Genomic DNA, 17,469 nt, shown 5'->3' with positions numbered 1-17,469 from the left:
AATACCAATTAAAACATAATGAGTTAACTACAAAAATATATATTCAGCGTTAGATATAGAACGGGATCCTGTAATTGAGATTGCCGAACGGCTGATATTGATTTGTACTTAACTCATTTTTACAAGGTGGAGTATAATGAAATTTTCAATTATAGTACCAAGTTACAATTCAGAAAAATATATAGCAGAACTTTTAAACAGTTTACAAAATCAAAGTTATGATAAAAAAGATTTTGAAGTTATTTTGGTAGATGATTGTTCATCAGATAATACTTTAAATGTGGTAGAAGCTTATAAAAATAAATTAAATTTGATAATAAAACAACTTGATACAAATTCAGGCGGACCAGGTAAACCTAGAAATACGGCTTTACAATTAGCGCAAGGTGAATATGTATTTTTCGTAGATTCAGATGATTACATTAATAAAGATACATTAAAAGATGTGTCGAAATTTGTTGATCAAAATCATGCAGATGTGGTCTTGGTGAAAATGGAAGGCGTGAATGGTCGTGGTGTACCGAAATCCATGTTTAAAGAAACGAGTGATGCAGTCACATTAGCCAATTCTAGAATTATTTATACACTTAGCCCAACTAAGTTCTATAGAACCTCATTATTACGTGATCACGCAATCGAATTTCCAGAGGACTTAAGAAGTGCAGAAGATCAATTATTTACAATGAAGGCATATGTCAATGCGAAACGAATCGCTGTACTTGCAGATAAGCCTTACTATTATGCAACTAAACGTGAGGGAGAACATATGAGTTCTGCGTATGTCTCACCCGAAGATTTTTATAAAGTGATGTCATTAATTACTGAAGAAATATTAAACAGCCCATTAGAAAATAAAAATGAAGTGCTAGGATATTTTATAGATAGACATTTCTCATTCTCTAGAACAAATAACTTTTCTCTTAAAATTGCAGATGATAAAAAAGAAGCGTGGATGGATGCGTTAGGAGATTTTATTCAAAAAGTACCAACAGCTGTAGATGAATTAGTGAATGATTCATTCAAACCGTTATTACATTACGCTCGTCTAAAAGACATGAAGCATTACCAAATGGTAGAAGAAAGTTATAAAAATGGGAAGTTTCATAGCTACAGTGCTCAAGAAGGAACGTTAAAAATACAATTTGATGAAGGTGAACCGTATTTTGTCTTCAAAAAATTAGTGAAGCCTGATGTTAGAATGTCACATTTCGAATTTAACGATCAAGGTTTTGAACTGGAGTTAGAATTTATTAGTTCTATTATTAATCCCAACCATGTTGCTTCAATGATTCAACTCAAATTATTATCACGTAATAAAAAAGAATTTATTTATATACCTTTAACTATGAATGATCAGACTAGATTTAAGTTTAAGGCAGATTTAAATGATTTGATGCCTTATCTCATAAAAGAAAAAGTCTGGGATGCACATCTAGAGATGCGTGTGGATAATATGACCATTGAGAAACGTATTGGCAATAAGCGTGTTAAGTACCCGTATAGTAAGGAAACGAGCACAATTACCCAATACAACAATCAGTATTATCGATTTACACCATATTTTACGAAAGACTTCGATAATTTATCATTTTATATAACGAGCAACAAATTAAATGAAATGTTAGCTGTTGAAATTAAGGACAAACAGACAATACAACTACGCAGCTTAGAATTTAACTATATTCTATCTGAAGGGATGACAGCTGTCATCTTACCTCATATGTTTACGTATGGTTATTTAACGTCTGTGACTACAAAAGACACACTTACTTATCATCTGTCTGTTGGAGAAAAAGTGAAAGATAAAGATCTGAAAAAGAACTTCAAAATTGAAACGCCCCATTTAGTTTTAAAATACTAGTTGGTATATAATAGTAAGTGAGTTAAAGAAATATTAGCTGACTTACTATTTTTTTAATCGAATGTTATTGATAATGATTTTCAATTATAGTATGTTTGAAATGAATGATTTTTATATCTTAATTTAATAATAATTAATTTATATATAGATTGTCTTTTAGATTCATGTGAAGAGGGAGTTATCGATGACAAAAAGTAAAATAGATGTTAAAGATTTAATTAATATAGGACTCTTTACGGCAGTATACTTCATTTTTATAGCACCACCGGGTATTTTAGGTATTATACCTATCTTTATGTTGTTACTTCCTGCAATGATAGGGCTAGTAGGTGGCATACCTGTGATGTTACTTATTACCAAAACGCAGAAATTTGGTGCATTAACGATTTGTGGTGTTGTCGTAAGTTTATTATTAGCAATCATGGGGCATCCTTGGATGGCTTTGATTTTAAGCGTGCCAGTGATTGTGATTGCAGATATGGTTATGGCGATGGGCCAATATAAAAGTTGGAAATTAAATAGTATAGGTTATATTATTTTTTCATTTTGGCCAATAGGTAATTTACTACCGTTTTATTTTATGAGAAATTCATATTTAGCTTTTATTCAAGACAAATATGGTACAGATTATGAAGCGACAGTAGAAGGATTGTTTTCTATTGGTATGATTCCCATTATTCTTATCACTACAATTATTGGTGCTTGGATAGGTGCATACATTGCTAAAGGCATTTTGAAAAAGCATTTTAAGCGGGCAGGTATTATATAAAATGTATAATCAAGTATTAAGTCAAAATCATATATTTAACTTTGATCCAAGGATAAAAATTGGACTCATGCTAATTATTTCACTCATTTCACTAACAGGTGGCGTAACGGGTCAGGGCATATTTATCAGATTGATTATAATGGTGCTTCCCGTCTTATTATTGATTGTGATAGGGAAATATAAGATTGGCGTTGCCTGTATTGTGCTAACCGTAGCTGCTTGGTATGGTGAAGCATTTGTGTCTATTGAACAAAGCCAAGTTGCAACATTACTCGTGTTTGTACCTTCTGGAATTATTACAAGATTTTTGCCTTCTTTAGCCATGGGTTACTATATATTTAAGACAACACAAGTAGAAGTGCTTATTTTAGGTTTAGAACGCATGAAGTTATCTAGAAAAATAACTATCCCAATTGCTGTTATGTTTAGATTTATACCCACAATAAGAATGGAATCAGCATCTATTAAGGATGCAATGAAAATGAGAGGGATTTCTTTACGGTTTGCGTCTAAAAAACCAATGCAATATATCGAGTATCGTATTGTACCTTTATTAAATAGTGTGATTAAAATAGGGAATGAATTGACTATCGCATCCATTACTCGTGGATTGAATTTGACACATAAAAGAAGTTCTATTGTGACGTTGAAAATACGTTGGCTTGATTGGTTATTCATAGTTGGCACACTGCTTTTATGTATAACTTACTATATAGTGTGAGGTTAAAATATGATTCAATTTGAAAATGTATCATTTAATTATGACAATAGCGAAAAAATCTTAAACGATATAAACCTTACTATTAATGATGGTGAGGTTATTTGTTTAACTGGTGCATCAGGTTGCGGTAAAACCACCATAACACGATTATTGAATGGGACGATACCACACTTCTTTCATGGAGAGATAGATGGTCGTATCATTGTGAATGGTAAAGACATTACTAAACAATCTATTTATGAGGTTTCACAAGTAAGTGGCTCAGTCTTTCAAAATCCACGCTCACAATTTTTCTGCTTAAATACAACAAGTGAACTTGCTTTTGAGCCTGAGAATTTTGGTGTGGAGCCAAACGAAATTAATACACAAATTGCTAACAGCGCCTATGAATTTAATATTGAACATTTATTGGATAGAGGTATATTTAATCTTTCTGGTGGAGAAAAACAGTTAATAGCATGTACGACGATTCAAGTTAGTGGTCACGATATCATTATTTTAGATGAACCTTCATCAAATTTAGATTTCAAAACAATCAGCAAACTGCGAAAAATGTTAAATATATGGAAGCAAGAAGGTAAAACCATTATTATAGCTGAACACCGTTTACATTATTTAATGGATGTTGTTGATCGCTTTATCATATTGGCACAAGGTACAATGCGTAAACAATATGACAAGGATACATTTAATAAACTGAGTCATGAAACATTGGCAGAGTTAGGATTGAGAACAACACATTTAGATAAAATGAAACCTAAAGTTCATCACAATGTCGCATGTGGTACGTTAACGTTGAAAGATTTTAATTTTAAATATAAACCTAGATTACCTTTATCAATTAATATACCTAAAGTTGAACTAAATAAAGGTAAAGTGACAGCAGTTATAGGGCAAAACGGTTCGGGAAAATCTACATTTGCACGATGCTTAACAGGTGTGGAACGTAAATTCAAAGGGAAAGTTGATAATGATGAAGTTACTTTGAAGCGGGGACATAGATTAAACAATGTCTATTTGGTGTTTCAAGATGTAAATAATCAACTTTTTGCAGAAAGTGTTGGTGAAGAATTACGTTTAAGTCATGCTGATTTAGATGACGAAACAATTCAAAAACAGTTACAATATTATGGTATTTCTCAGCACATTGAACGGCATCCTTTATCATTATCAGGAGGAGAAAAACAACGTTTGGCTATTGCAAGTGCAGTAGAAACAAGCCGTGATATACTTATTTTTGATGAACCATCAAGTGGTTTAGATGGTCAGCGTATGCGAGAAATTAGTGGAATCATCGACGATTTAGCAACTAATGGGCATACCATTATAGTGATTACTCATGACTATGAACTATTACTATCATGTGCCGATGAAATCTTACATTTAGAAAATGGGCACGTTAAAGATCAATATACAATGAATGATGCAAATTTAGGGAAATTACAATCATTTTTTGAAATATAAAGTTATTGAGTGTATGGATAAAGTAGCGCATATGAACGACTAGGATATAAAGTGAATATTAGGGCTAGTGCGCATGCAAAAGAACCTGAGGCATAAATGGATGTCTCAGGTTCTTTTTTGAGTTAATTGATAGAAATCATAATGTTAAGTAAAGCAGATTTTGTTAGCTTGAAAATCAAAGGATCTTTAAAATAATGCATTGTTAATTTTAAACGTGGATAATTCGTTCTGTTTATTTGTTTTAATAGTGATTTATCTATATAGGTTTGGTTTATATTTTGAGGTATTAAATTGTTAATCAGACCATATTCACTATTGATTAAACTAGAAAATATTGGAAATGACTTAATGAAATGATGATTGATATTAACTGAAATCGTTGATTCGCTAAGATTATTAAAAAGTAATATATGATAGTGTGTTTTGGTTTTTGTGACGATAGCATAAGGCAGTGTTGTAATTGGTTGCTTATAATAAGGTGATAACAAACCGTAAATATGAACCACTGGCATAGCACTTTGATATTGATTGAACAACATGATGCGATCATAATCATCAGAATAGTAAGGATAACCAAATCCTCCAATAAGTTGATTAAATTCAATAAGAAATTGAGTTATTGCGACATGTGTTTCTTGTTTAGAGTAGTGATAGCAACTTTTTATTGCACTATGGGTAAGGTGATTGAATATCAATTTTTTAGCATGCTTAGAACCTAAACTGTGAATAAACAATACGATACGTGCTTTTAAATCAAGGTCCTGTTGTATAGGTGAGATTTTTTGTGTGATTAACTCTGCTAAAGATATTAAATCTAAGTTAATAAAATATAAATCAGTTTCTAACAATGACATAAAGCGACGAATTTGTAGTATATTAGCACTGTTTTCAATAATCTTATCAATTATCACACCAATTTTTATTTGTGGGTAAGACTGTTTGATATTGTTAATCGTTTCAGTCATCGACTTAGCTTCATTAAAAGTTAAATCTAACTGTAATGTAATATGATTTAAGTTATTTTTTAATTCAAGCAATAATTTACGCAAAAAAGTACTAGATTGATTTGTTAAAAATTTAGACGTAATTTTAAGCGTAATGTGATAATTTCTATCAATGAGTTGGTGTATAGATGTTAATACTTGTTGTAATTTAAAGGCATTTAAATGAATGATTTGCGTATCTAATATAGATATATTTACTTTTGGAAATACAAGGATATCATTTTGTTCTGAAATCATAGCATCAAAGTGTACTAAGTCATCAAGTCTTTCTAATTGTATGAATGTATGAGGTTCATTAAAAGTATCGCTAAAAGATAATGTTGATAAGTTGAGTGTCTTTGCAATGTGGTCTACACGTTTAGCTGACTTTTGAATTTGTGCAAAATAGTGAATCGTTTTAGCTTGATCTATATCAATTTGTTTGGGCTCGTTATAGTATTCTTGCCTAAAATTATAAATATATTTTTTGGGTGGCATCTGAATGTAATGTTTGAAATGTTTTGAATACGTACTTACATTTGTAAATTGATATTTGATAGCCACATCATAAATACTTTGATCATTTTGTATTAAATCAAATAATGATAAAGCAATTCTTAATGAAGTAGTGTAATGCTTAAAGTTCATATTTAGAATACTGGAAAATAATATTGAGATATATGATTGTGAAATATAAAATGCTTTAGATACATTCTTCGTACTTATTTTATGATAGATATTGTGATGTATATATTCAGTTATTTGCTGCAATAGCGGATGTTTGGTATTAAGTGGTGGAATATAGACTGTATTTAAGGTTACTTTAGCTTCTTTAATTAAAAAGTCAATGATATTTGAAATATAAAGACTTGCAGTGTTTTCATCTTGTAAGGGTAAGTGCAAATTCTCTAGTATTAAATTTCTAAACTGTTCTACAAGTTTGATGTGATTGAAATCAAAGTAAGAGGTTGAAAGACAGGTATCTTTTTCAAAAAATAATGGTAAAGGCAAACTTAGTTCTACTAAATCTTGTACATCGAACATTTGAAATAGATCAGCGTTGTTAATGATGATCCCGTCTTCAATGGTAATCGTTGATCCATTTAAATTGATTTTACAAGGTTTATTTAAGGGGAGTAGTATAATAACTTTGTTTATACATCTTTTTAATTCAGTTGTGTAATGATTTCTAATTGATAAGGAACTAATCACAAATATCACCTTTGCCTAGATAAATAACGATTGATTTAGATAATAATATTATTATTGTACAACTTCATTGTTTGAAAATGTTGAATATCTAAATTTATTAATATAAAGACTATTTGAAATAATTAATGAGGGGTGAATTTATTTATATTTTAGATTTTGTACAGATGGTATTAAAAAGTTGGGGTGTTGGATTAATAAAAAGATGTCTAAGAAAACTTGAAGCGAGGAAATTCAAAATTTGTTTGGTAGCGTTTGCAAAAACAAAGATTAGTTCTTATAATGTATATATTGACTTGTAAAAGTCTACAGTATAACTTAAACGTTTAAGGTGAGAGAGATGAAAAATAATAAACCTACTTTGCATGACGTAGCTCGTGTGGCCGGTGTATCCATTGCCACAGTATCAAACGTGTTGAACAATAAAAGTTCTGAATTAAGTGATAAAACCAAAGATAAGGTGCTAAATGCCATAGAAACATTGAACTATGAACCTAATCAATTTGCTAGGGGATTAAAGACAGGACGTTCCAATATTATTGCATTTATTGTCCCAGACCAAAATCCATTTTTTACAGAAGTGTTAACTGAGATAAGCCACGAGTGTCAAAAACATCATCTACATGTTGCCGTTGCATCTTCAGAAGAAAATGAAGACAAACAACAAGATTTAATAGAAACATTTGTATCACAAAATGTAAGCGCTATTATACTTGTGCCAGTGAAATCAAAATTTCATATGAAGCGTGAGTGGTTGAAAATACCGATAATGACGTTGGATAGAGAGCTTGAATCTACAAGCCTACCGTCTATAACCGTTGATAATGAAGAAGCGGGTTATATTGCAACAAAACGTGTTTTAGAAAGTACATGTAAAGAAGTGGGCTTACTACTTGCGAATCCTAATATTAGCACTACAATTGGCAGGAAAAATGGCTATAATAAGGCTATTTCCGAGTTTGATTTAAATGTTAATCCGTCATTAATTCATTATAGTGATCAACAATTAGGGACAAATGCTCAAATCTATAGTGGTTACGAAGCTACGAAGACTTTGCTAAGTAAAGGGATTAAAGGAATTGTTGCTACGAATCATTTATTACTGTTAGGCGCGTTACAAGCCATAAAAGAAAGTGAAAAAGAAATTAAAAAAGATGTTATTATCGTGGGTTTTGATGATAGTTATTGGAATGAAATTTATACACCTAAACTTACAGTAATATCTCAACCAGTTAAAGAAATGGGTCAGGTTGCAGCAAAAATGATTTATAAATTGATTAAAGGTAAGGATGTAACGTCAATCAAACTATCGACAAAATTGATTATCCGTGAATCGTGTTCATTTAATAAAACTTAAAAAATCCATGACTATATGGGTTTTTATTGAATTTAACTTAAACGTTTAAGTTAAAAGATGGTTAATCATAAAGGGGGGGAATTAATTTGGATACTTCAAGTAATAGCGTGAGAGAAAAGACTTGGATGGGAGTACCGAGAATCATATTTGCAGCGCTCATTGCAATATTCATTTTCATGACAGGTGATGGCATCGAACAAGCATTTTTATCAAAAAACATTGTTGATTTAGGTTTTTCAAGCGGACAAGCATCACTTGTATTCACGTTATATGGTGTCATGGTAGTCGTCGGTTCATGGTTAGCGGCAGTTTTATCAGATGTCTATGGTCCGAGAAAAGTGATGGTTCTAGGAACAGTTATTTGGTTAGTATTTCACATATTATTTTTAGTTTTTGGGCTTGGTTTAGAAAATTACAGTATGATGTTGCTCATGTACGGTATTAGAGGATTAGGTTATCCTTTATTCTTATATGGATTTTTAGTGTGGGTAACATATATTACGAATAAAGCGCGGTTGGCAACTGCTATAGGTTGGTTCTGGGCAATGTTCTCAGTAGGTATGGGTGTGATTGGTACATATTTACCAAGCTTTACTATCCCTCATATAGGATTTATGGGCACACTTTGGATGTCTGTCATCTGGATTGGGGTAGGTGGATTAATTGCATTCTATGTCGTTGGCAAGAGAAATATTAAACCTAATGTGGATAAGCCTATTAAAGAAAGATATGTAAAAGTACTTAAAGAAGTGGGGATTGTCTATAAAAATCCAGATATTATTAAAGTGTTTGTAGTTAGGATTATTAATCAGCTTTCTCTATTTGGATTAGTCGTTATTTTCCCTGTTTTATTTACAGATACGATTGGTTTTACAATGCAACAATGGCTATGGACATGGGGAACGATGCATATTACTTGTATTGTAGGAGATGTCGTATGGGGTATTGTAGCGGATAAGATTGGATGGAAACGCCAAGTCATGTTATTTGGTTGTATAGGATGTGGCATTACAACGTTACTTTTCTATTATTTACCAATATTGAGTGGAGATATATTTGCTATTGCTATTTTATGTGCAGTGTTATTTGGTATTACGCAGTCAGCATTTGTTCCAATTTTTGCAATTTTTACTGCATTAGAACCTGAACATATTGGTGCAACGTTATCATCACATAATTTAGCTGCAGGTTTGAGTAATTTTGCTGCACCAGCCATTGCAACACTGTTCTCACCAATATTTAATGAAGTTGGTGTCGTATGGGCATTTGCAATTTGTTATTTCGTGGGTGCAGTGATTACTTACTTTATAAAAGTACATCAACCGGGTATAGATGATCGTAAAGTAACTGAAATGAATAAACAAACACGAACTAATTAGTAAAGGAATGATTTTAGTGGAAGAGGTCGTTCTAGGTATCGATTTAGGTACAAGTGCAGTTAAAACAATCGCAGTTAATAGAGATGGGCAAGTAGTTGGTCAAATGAGTGAACCATTGACATTAATTCAAACTGAACCTGGTTATAATGAACAAAATCCAGATTCGTGGGTTGAAGCGGTTATGAAAAGCATTAAAGAACTGCTTAAGTTAGATGAGTTGAAAAATAAAAAAATATCTGGCGCATCGTTCTCCGGACAGATGCATGGATTAGTAGCACTGAATCACCAAGGAGAACCAATTAGAAATGCAATCTTATGGAATGACACAAGAACGACACAACAATGCCAATCAATCAAAAATCAGTTTGGAGAAACATTGCTGAAAAATCCAATACTAGAAGGATTTACTTTACCTAAATTATTGTGGCTACAAGAGAATGAACCAACACATTGGCAAGCATTAGATGTGTTTTTACTACCTAAAGATTATGTTAGATACAAAATGACTGGTGATATTTCAATGGAATATAGTGATGCTGCAGGTACGTTATTATTGAATACAGATACAAAGCAATGGGATACACGAGTAGGTGAACAATTAGCAATAGGTGATATATATCCTAAGTTAATTAATTCGCATGATTTTGTTGGTAATTTAACAGAAGATGTAAAAGCAGCATTAGGGCTTGATAATGATGTCGCTGTATTTGCTGGCGGAGCTGATAACGCTTGTGGCGCCTTAGGAGCAGGGGTTATAAATGAAGCACAGGCTTTATGCAGTATAGGAACGTCTGGTGTTGTATTAACTTGCTCACAAGAAAATGAAAAATCATTAGGAAACAATATACATTATTTTAATCATGCATTGCCTCAAATGACATATACAATGGGGGTGACTTTGAGTGCAGGAGATAGCTTGAATTGGTTAAAACGTGCAATGTTTGATGATGAATCCTTTGATGATATTGTGCAACAGGCTGCCGAATCTCAAATTGGTGCCAATGGTTTACTATTTGCCCCATATTTACAAGGTGAACGTACACCTCATGGTGATGCATATATAAGAGGCAGCTTTATTGGTTTAAGTATTAATACAGTTAAGGCTGATTTTGCACGAGCAACAATTGAAGGGATCACATACTCGCTTTATGAATCGTATCGATACATGATGCAAGCGAACAGTAACAGTAATCGTGTTATTTCGATTGGTGGAGGATCTAAAAGTAATTTTTGGTTACAGCTTCAAGCTGACGTCTTTAACGCAGAGGTCACACCTTTGAAATATGAAGAGGGACGAGGTATGGGTGCAGCAATGCTGGCAGCTTATGGATTGGGTTGGTTTAAATCTATGGAAGACTGTGTAGATGCTTTTATTGAATATGATAAAACGTATTATCCAAACTTGGAAAACCATAAAAAATATGAACAGTATTATAACGTTTATAGACAAATTTATGAACAAACACAGACATTAACGCAACAATTATTAACTATTAAATAATATAGGAGGAGTACAATTATGGAAAAAAATATACCAGAAACAATGAATATCTCATTATTAAATAAGCCATTTGATATGGAAATGAAAGAAGTTAAAGTGCCGAAGATAGGCGCAACAGATGTCTTGGTAAAAGTTATGGCTGTAGGGGTATGTGGCTCAGACGTACATTATTATGAGCACGGACGTGTAGGTGAATTTGTAGTTGAAAAACCTCTCATTCTAGGGCATGAGTGTTCAGGTGTAGTGACCGATGTAGGTAGTAATGTAACAAGATTTAAAGTCGGGGATAGAGTAGCGATTGAACCTGGTGTGCCTTGTGGTGAATGCGAGTATTGTAAATCAGGGAAATACAATCTATGTCCGGATGTAGAATTTCTTGCAACACCGCCAGTTGACGGTGCATTTAGTCAATATATCAGCCATCCTGAGGGCTTTTTATTCCATATACCAGAAGCATTATCATACGAAGAGGCAACCCTTAATGAACCATTTTCTGTAGGTGTGCAAGCTTGTAAAAGAGCCAATGTTCAACCAGGCTCAACAGTGGTTATTATGGGAATGGGACCAGTAGGGCTCATGGCAGTTGTGGCAGCCAAGGCATTTGGTGCTACAAAAATTATTGTATCTGATCTTGAAAAAATACGTCTAGACGAAGCATTAAAATTAGGTGCAACACATGCAATTAATATTAAAGAAGAAGATGTGGCTACACGAATTAATGAAATTACAAAAGGTAAAGGTGTTAATTATGCATTTGAGACAGCGGGTAACCCAATTGCTCTACAAAATGCTTTAGCTGCTTTAAACAATGGTGGTACATTAGCTATTGTTGGTTTACCTCAACAAGAAAATATTGAGTTAAACATTCCTTTTATAGCAAATCATGAAATCAATATTGTAGGTATTTTTAGATACGCAAATACGTATGATATGGGTCTAGAAATGTTGGCGTCCACATCAGCAGATTTAAACACGATGTTCACGGATGCTTATGATTTAAATGAGGCAAAAGAAGCGATGGAACAGGCGAGAACGAATAAGAGTGGATCATTAAAAGTAATGGTTTATCCTAATGGTAAACCTGAATAAATTGATTATAAATAGAAGAACTAAAGTCACAGCCTGAATGTGACTTTAGTTCTCTTTTTAATGCACACACAATTAAGCGCACATTTTAAGAATGTAGTTTTATATCATAGATTAAAATGGGTGCATAAAGTTTAATTCTGGGAATGGAATATAACTATGATAATTAACGGCACATCACAAGCCTCGATATAAACACACACATTCTATATGGATATTATATAACTTATAATGTATCTTTACAATATTAAATCAAAAACATTTTAAAGATAAAACGATTTTAATTGCGATAAATACTAATTACTGCTATAAAGTCATTCATGATGACGTCGCATTATCATTAAGTGCACGTTTATTTGCTTTATATATATAAATCGATTGATTTATATATGAAGATTAGAGAAGAAATGATTAAAAATAAAGTGAATAATCCATTGAATACTGAATTACTAAAAATATTAACAAAAGTAATCTGACTCAGGGCGATTAGAAAAACAGAACCGGTTGTTTTAATTTCAAGTAAGTCGAATGAAAATAGTAGGATTGCAATGATTATTAAATAACCCAGTGCTATGAAGAACAAGTTTAATAAATCTACCAGAAAAAGTTTTTTCATATCAACCAGCCTCCTTTTTACTATGCTATAACCGTTTTAAGATTATATAATCTACATAAGTGTAATTTTATAAATTCTTAATATTTAGCATGATAACTATAATTAAAGTGTTTATATGAATCGAATGATTGAAGACATTAAAAAATTTAATTAATTAGGTTTAGTAAGCTATATATAGAATTTGAGTAAAAACGGTTTTGATTGATTAAATTGGTGATAAATAGTAAGTGAGTTTGATTTTTGGATGAAGGGGAGGTTAATGATGTATAAAGCGATTATTTTTGATGTGTATGGCACTATTTTTGATATATCTTCACTTGAAAAGCATATGGACCAATTTGATGAAGCGCAAGCATCTTCTATCTCACAATTATGGAGAAAAACACAATTACAACATATGTTTTTAAAACAAATTATGCAACGTTATATCACTTTTGATGATTTAACTAAAGATGCTTTGCGATATACGTTAGATGAACACAAAGTACAATATAATAGAGAAGATATTAATCAATTGTTTGATGCTTTTTTAGATCTAGACTATTTTAAAGAAATACCAAGAGTATTTTCGGATTTAAAAGCTAAAAATATAGATATAGGTGTGCTATCGAATGGTAATGATAGCATGTTAATGCCTTTAGTTGATAATTCGAAAATCAGTGAATATATTGACACTGTCATGAGTGTGGACGAAATTAAACAGTATAAACCAAGTCTTGCGAGCTATGCTTTAATATTAAATTATTATCATTTGACTAGAGAAGAGATTTTATTTGTTTCCTCAAATTCATGGGATATTACAGGTGCTGCAAACTTTGGCTTTGATACCGTTTGGATAAATCGTGACAAAGTACAATTCGATTATAATGGCCAATCTCCTACGATGACTGTGAGCAATCTTAATAAGTTAGTTAAATGGTTAGAAATGAATAAATAATAAAATAACATTTTGAAGTTTAGTGAAAATTTTGGATTACTTTATGTTGATAGTTGTTATAAGTGAATTTAATATTGACTGAAGAAGAAATAAACTCTATACCCATTGCCAAATAGAAAAAGAGCTTGAGCCACTTATTTGTGTCCCAAGCTCTTTTAGTACATCTTGTATTAAAAACAATATATTAGATTATTTAAAGTCATTCAAATATTGTGGAAGCATTTGTGTGTAAAGATCAATGAATGTTAAGTACGTATCTTTATATACATATTCGTCAACTTGATGCGCTTGTCCTGTTTCACCTGGACCATACATAACAAATGAGAAATCTTCACCTTTATCTTTCATTAAATAAGACGCATCAGTAGTTGCTGTAGAAGACGTAACATCTAAATCTCTGTTGAAATATTCATCGCCTAAAGATTTTGCTAATTTTAAGAATTCATTGTTACCAGTCGTATATACTGGATCACGATTAACATAAGGATTAACAGTAATATCGGCGTTATCTTCTTTTTCTACTTTTTCTTTTATACTGTTGAATAAGCTTTCGAATTTTTTATTATCATATGCAGGAATGGTACGCATATTAAATAATGATTCTGCGTATTCAGGAATGGAATTCACTTGATCGCCACCATTGATAATCGTTGAATTCATTGTAGGTGTACCTAAAAGTTTACTACGAACATCTACTTTATTATATTCAACATTTAAATAGTGAATAAAATCAACGAGTGGATTAATAGCATTAAATCCAAGTTCTGGCATTGAACTATGTGCGGATTTCCCTTTTGAAATCACTTGGATATCCATCGTACCTTTGTGAGTATAAACAATACCATCTTGCGAAGGCTCAGCAATTAATAATGCTTCAACGTCATCCATATAACCTTTTTCATGCAATAAAGCAGCTCCATTACTCGTTACTTCTTCACCAGCAGTTGCCATAAAGCGAATGGTACCTTGATTTAATGTACCTGCTTTTTTAATTTCTACTAAACTAATAGCGAGTGCTGCCAACCCTGATTTCATATCAGCAGAACCACGCCCGTGTAATCTACCCTGATCATCTTCTGTTAATTTAAATGGATCATAGTTCCATTGCTCTGTATCACCTGTTTTAACGACATCCATATGTCCTGAAACTCCAACCACAGGTTTGCCACTTCCAATTTCAGCCACCAAGTTTGCACGTGAAGATTCATCTTCTAATTCTAATATTTCGGAATTAATATCATATTGTTTAAATAGTTTTTGTAAATAATGTGCAACATCTAACTCTTTTTCATTTACGGATTGAATTTCAATGATATCTGATAATATTTTCACGCGTTCTTCATTAGATAATACTGACATTACAGTACTATACACCACTAACATGCATTTTTAAAACGCATAGGAGAAGTGAGTTGATGTCGTAATGACGTGTTTTATTTGCTTAAGTCAAGTTGATAAAATGCAAGATCTAACCATTTATCGAACTTATAACCAACATTTTGTATCGTACCTGAGTGTTGGAAATCGAATTTTTTATGCAAATAAATACTATTATCGTTTGTAGCATCAATACCTGCAACGAGTGTCTTATAACCTTCAACCTGAGCATGATTTATAAGTTGTTTGAGTAGTTGTGAAGCGATGCCTTTACCTCTATGATGTTCATTTACGTATATAGAATGTTCAATTGAGTATTGGTATGCAGGCCAATCACGGAAAGACCCATAAGTAGCAAATGCAACAGCTTCACCTTGTTCTTCGAAAACAAAAATGGGTTCATTATTTTGAGATTTATTTTCAAACCAAATTTCACGTGATGCTAAGGTCTGTGGCTTATACGAGTATACTGCAGTTGTATTTAAAATTGCATCATTATATATATCTAAAATATTTGGCAAATCACTTTTAGTAGCATGTCTTATCATTATATGACCATCCTTTGTTTTTACTATGTTTCAAATTAAATAATAAAATCATTAAACACCTCAGCGCAAAATTTAGCAAATGTATGTTATAAAAGTTAACATTTAGTAGCATTATACTTCTTTTGGTATAGTTAGATTAAGGTACATCATACATTATAAGTTGTGCTATACTTATTTATAATATTTGAAGAAAAGATGATTTGGAAAAGGAGTTACACGTGTATGAAAAAATGGGGGAATCGACTCATTACCTTAATTGGTATGCTATTCATATTAGCAGCGATTTATTTATTCGCTAAACCGCATATTGACCAGTATTTACATGAAAAAGAAAGCGAAGAAAAAATAGAAACGTATGATAAAGATGCTGCAAATAAAAAAGAAAACAAACAGGAAATTCCAAAAGATAAATCTGAGATGGTGGGATACTTAACAGTCCCAGATGCAGAAATAAAGACGCCTGTTTATCCAGGACCGGCAACGCCTGAGCTGTTAGATAGAGGTGTTAGCTTTGCAGAAGCGGATGAGTCGCTAGATGATCAGAATATTGCCATTGCTGGTCATACTAATATCGGATCGTCTGATTATCAATTTTCTAATTTAAAAGAAGCGAAAAAAGGCAGTGAAGTGCGCTTTAAAGTAGGCAATAAGAACAATGTCTATAAAATCACAAAAATATTTGATGTCAAACCTGAAGATGTGCAAGTTTTAGATGAACACAAGTCTAGTAAAAAACAATTAACGTTAATTACTTGTGACAACTATAATGAACAAACAAATACTTGGGAAGATCGTAAAATATTTATAGCTGAAGCGGTATAAGTTTAAATAAAAGACCTTATCATAGAAATGATGACACGATACAGATCATTCTTAAGATAAGGTCTTTTTTATTGTATTATTTATCAAAAGCATTGATAAAACGTTTTGTGATTTCTTTCGGTCTTGTTATCGCGCCACCTACAACAGTACAATGAACACCTAAATCTGTTACATCTTTAAACATTTCAGGTGTAATTACATTACCCTCAGCAATGACTTTAGCATTTACATGAGCCAAGACATCTTTTAAAAACTGATAGTTGTTTTCATATAAAATATGACCTTTTGTATATGACGTATACCCACGTAACGTAGTGCCGACATAGTCGAAACCAAGTTCGTCTGAATTTTTAGCTTCTTCAAGTGTAGAAATATCCGCCATAATTTCAACGTTTGGTGCTTTATTTCTTATATAGGATACAAGCTCTGATAATGATTCTTTAGGACGAGTTTGTTTGGTTGCATCTAATGCGATGACTTCGCAGTTACTTTCAATTAATTCATCGATCTCTTTACTAGTAGCCGTGATGAAAACGTCAGAATGCGCATAATCACGTTTTACTATTCCAATTACTGGTAAGTCGACTTCTTTTTTGATTTCAATAATGTCTGCTTTAGAATTCGCTCTGATACCAACGGCGCCACCTTCATATGCTGCTAAGGCCATTTTAGACATAATAAAAGATGAATGTAATGGTTCATCTGGTAATGCTTGGCACGATACGATTAATCCCTGTGGTAACATAATTGCACTCTCCATAACTTTAGTAGATTTAATTGAATATTTATATTGTATTAGATTTGTATTTTCAATATAACACTAAGAAAATATTAATCGA

Annotated in this window: 14 protein-coding genes; 10 read left to right on the top strand and 4 right to left on the bottom strand. The window is 32.1% G+C overall.

Annotated elements, in window-relative coordinates:
- The first annotated feature begins 136 nt into the window (after positions 1-136).
- The 4 genes from ACM595_RS07775 to ACM595_RS07760 all read left to right on the top strand — a co-directional run bounded on the left by ACM595_RS07775 (position 137) and on the right by ACM595_RS07760 (position 4,815).
- Positions 137-1,861: a glycosyltransferase family 2 protein gene (locus ACM595_RS07775; protein ID WP_115338376.1), complete on the top strand. Its 1,725-nt coding sequence runs from the start codon at positions 137-139 to the stop codon at positions 1,859-1,861.
- A gap of 184 nt (positions 1,862-2,045) precedes the next feature.
- The gene (locus ACM595_RS07770) at positions 2,046-2,630 is read left to right on the top strand and encodes an MptD family putative ECF transporter S component (protein WP_002482316.1); all 585 of its coding nucleotides are present in this window, start codon (positions 2,046-2,048) and stop codon (positions 2,628-2,630) included.
- A 1-nt stretch (position 2,631) separates the two neighbouring features.
- Entirely contained in the window at positions 2,632-3,351 is a 720-nt protein-coding gene (locus ACM595_RS07765; protein ID WP_419744245.1) for an energy-coupling factor transporter transmembrane component T, read from the top strand.
- 9 nt (positions 3,352-3,360) lie between these two features.
- Entirely contained in the window at positions 3,361-4,815 is a 1,455-nt protein-coding gene (locus ACM595_RS07760) for an ABC transporter ATP-binding protein (protein WP_002482318.1), read from the top strand.
- Positions 4,816-4,937: 122 nt separating this feature from the next.
- Here the strand turns inward: ACM595_RS07760 and ACM595_RS07755 are convergent, their stop codons facing one another.
- Entirely contained in the window at positions 4,938-7,010 is a 2,073-nt protein-coding gene (locus ACM595_RS07755) for a helix-turn-helix domain-containing protein (protein WP_041079329.1), read from the bottom strand.
- A gap of 337 nt (positions 7,011-7,347) precedes the next feature.
- On the opposite strand from ACM595_RS07755, the gene ACM595_RS07750 reads away from it, so the two are divergent.
- The 5 genes from ACM595_RS07750 to ACM595_RS07730 all read left to right on the top strand — a co-directional run bounded on the left by ACM595_RS07750 (position 7,348) and on the right by ACM595_RS07730 (position 13,883).
- On the top strand, positions 7,348-8,364 hold the full coding sequence (locus ACM595_RS07750) for a LacI family DNA-binding transcriptional regulator (RefSeq protein WP_002482320.1): 1,017 nt from the start codon (positions 7,348-7,350) through the stop codon (positions 8,362-8,364).
- Between the two features lie 86 nt (positions 8,365-8,450).
- A complete protein-coding gene (locus ACM595_RS07745; RefSeq protein ID WP_419744244.1) occupies positions 8,451-9,743 on the top strand; it encodes an MFS transporter in 1,293 nt (430 codons plus the stop codon).
- Between the two features lie 7 nt (positions 9,744-9,750).
- Positions 9,751-11,244: a xylulokinase gene (gene xylB, locus ACM595_RS07740; protein ID WP_419744243.1), complete on the top strand. Its 1,494-nt coding sequence runs from the start codon at positions 9,751-9,753 to the stop codon at positions 11,242-11,244.
- A gap of 18 nt (positions 11,245-11,262) precedes the next feature.
- On the top strand, positions 11,263-12,333 hold the full coding sequence (locus ACM595_RS07735) for an NAD(P)-dependent alcohol dehydrogenase (RefSeq protein ID WP_041079326.1): 1,071 nt from the start codon (positions 11,263-11,265) through the stop codon (positions 12,331-12,333).
- Positions 12,334-13,208: 875 nt separating this feature from the next.
- On the top strand, positions 13,209-13,883 hold the full coding sequence (locus ACM595_RS07730; protein ID WP_419744242.1) for a haloacid dehalogenase type II: 675 nt from the start codon (positions 13,209-13,211) through the stop codon (positions 13,881-13,883).
- A 189-nt stretch (positions 13,884-14,072) separates the two neighbouring features.
- Here the strand turns inward: ACM595_RS07730 and ACM595_RS07725 are convergent, their stop codons facing one another.
- Both ACM595_RS07725 and ACM595_RS07720 read right to left on the bottom strand, forming a co-directional pair.
- Complete coding sequence (locus ACM595_RS07725) at positions 14,073-15,242, bottom strand: ArgE/DapE family deacylase (RefSeq protein WP_419744241.1); 1,170 nt, start codon at positions 15,240-15,242, stop codon at positions 14,073-14,075.
- 74 nt (positions 15,243-15,316) lie between these two features.
- Positions 15,317-15,808, bottom strand: a complete 492-nt coding sequence (locus ACM595_RS07720) for a GNAT family N-acetyltransferase (protein ID WP_011302346.1) — start codon at positions 15,806-15,808, stop codon at positions 15,317-15,319.
- 222 nt (positions 15,809-16,030) lie between these two features.
- Here ACM595_RS07720 and srtA point away from each other — a divergent pair, with 222 nt between their 5' ends.
- The gene (gene srtA / locus ACM595_RS07715) at positions 16,031-16,630 is read left to right on the top strand and encodes a class A sortase SrtA (protein WP_002482327.1); all 600 of its coding nucleotides are present in this window, start codon (positions 16,031-16,033) and stop codon (positions 16,628-16,630) included.
- Positions 16,631-16,706: 76 nt separating this feature from the next.
- On the opposite strand, the gene ACM595_RS07710 is transcribed toward srtA, so the two are convergent.
- Positions 16,707-17,375: an N-acetylmannosamine-6-phosphate 2-epimerase gene (locus ACM595_RS07710; protein WP_037537658.1), complete on the bottom strand. Its 669-nt coding sequence runs from the start codon at positions 17,373-17,375 to the stop codon at positions 16,707-16,709.
- Positions 17,376-17,469 lie beyond the last annotated feature (94 nt).

It is taken from the genome of Staphylococcus sp. LKG3-1, assembly GCF_048568385.1.
Classification (GTDB): Bacteria; Bacillota; Bacilli; order Staphylococcales; family Staphylococcaceae; genus Staphylococcus; species Staphylococcus saprophyticus.
This window is presented reverse-complemented; position numbering and strand designations above follow the sequence as displayed.

Coding starts and splice junctions, on each gene's coding strand:
- ACM595_RS07775 (WP_115338376.1), top strand. CDS start 137: ATGAAATTTTCAATTATAGTACCAAGTTACAATTCAGAAAAATATATA.
- ACM595_RS07770 (WP_002482316.1), top strand. CDS start 2,046: ATGACAAAAAGTAAAATAGATGTTAAAGATTTAATTAATATAGGACTC.
- ACM595_RS07765 (WP_419744245.1), top strand. CDS start 2,632: ATGTATAATCAAGTATTAAGTCAAAATCATATATTTAACTTTGATCCA.
- ACM595_RS07760 (WP_002482318.1), top strand. CDS start 3,361: ATGATTCAATTTGAAAATGTATCATTTAATTATGACAATAGCGAAAAA.
- ACM595_RS07750 (WP_002482320.1), top strand. CDS start 7,348: ATGAAAAATAATAAACCTACTTTGCATGACGTAGCTCGTGTGGCCGGT.
- xylB (WP_419744243.1), top strand. CDS start 9,751: ATGATTTTAGTGGAAGAGGTCGTTCTAGGTATCGATTTAGGTACAAGT.
- ACM595_RS07735 (WP_041079326.1), top strand. CDS start 11,263: ATGGAAAAAAATATACCAGAAACAATGAATATCTCATTATTAAATAAG.
- ACM595_RS07730 (WP_419744242.1), top strand. CDS start 13,209: ATGTATAAAGCGATTATTTTTGATGTGTATGGCACTATTTTTGATATA.
- ACM595_RS07725 (WP_419744241.1), bottom strand. CDS start 15,242: ATGTCAGTATTATCTAATGAAGAACGCGTGAAAATATTATCAGATATC.
- ACM595_RS07720 (WP_011302346.1), bottom strand. CDS start 15,808: ATGATAAGACATGCTACTAAAAGTGATTTGCCAAATATTTTAGATATA.
- srtA (WP_002482327.1), top strand. CDS start 16,031: ATGAAAAAATGGGGGAATCGACTCATTACCTTAATTGGTATGCTATTC.
- ACM595_RS07710 (WP_037537658.1), bottom strand. CDS start 17,375: ATGTTACCACAGGGATTAATCGTATCGTGCCAAGCATTACCAGATGAA.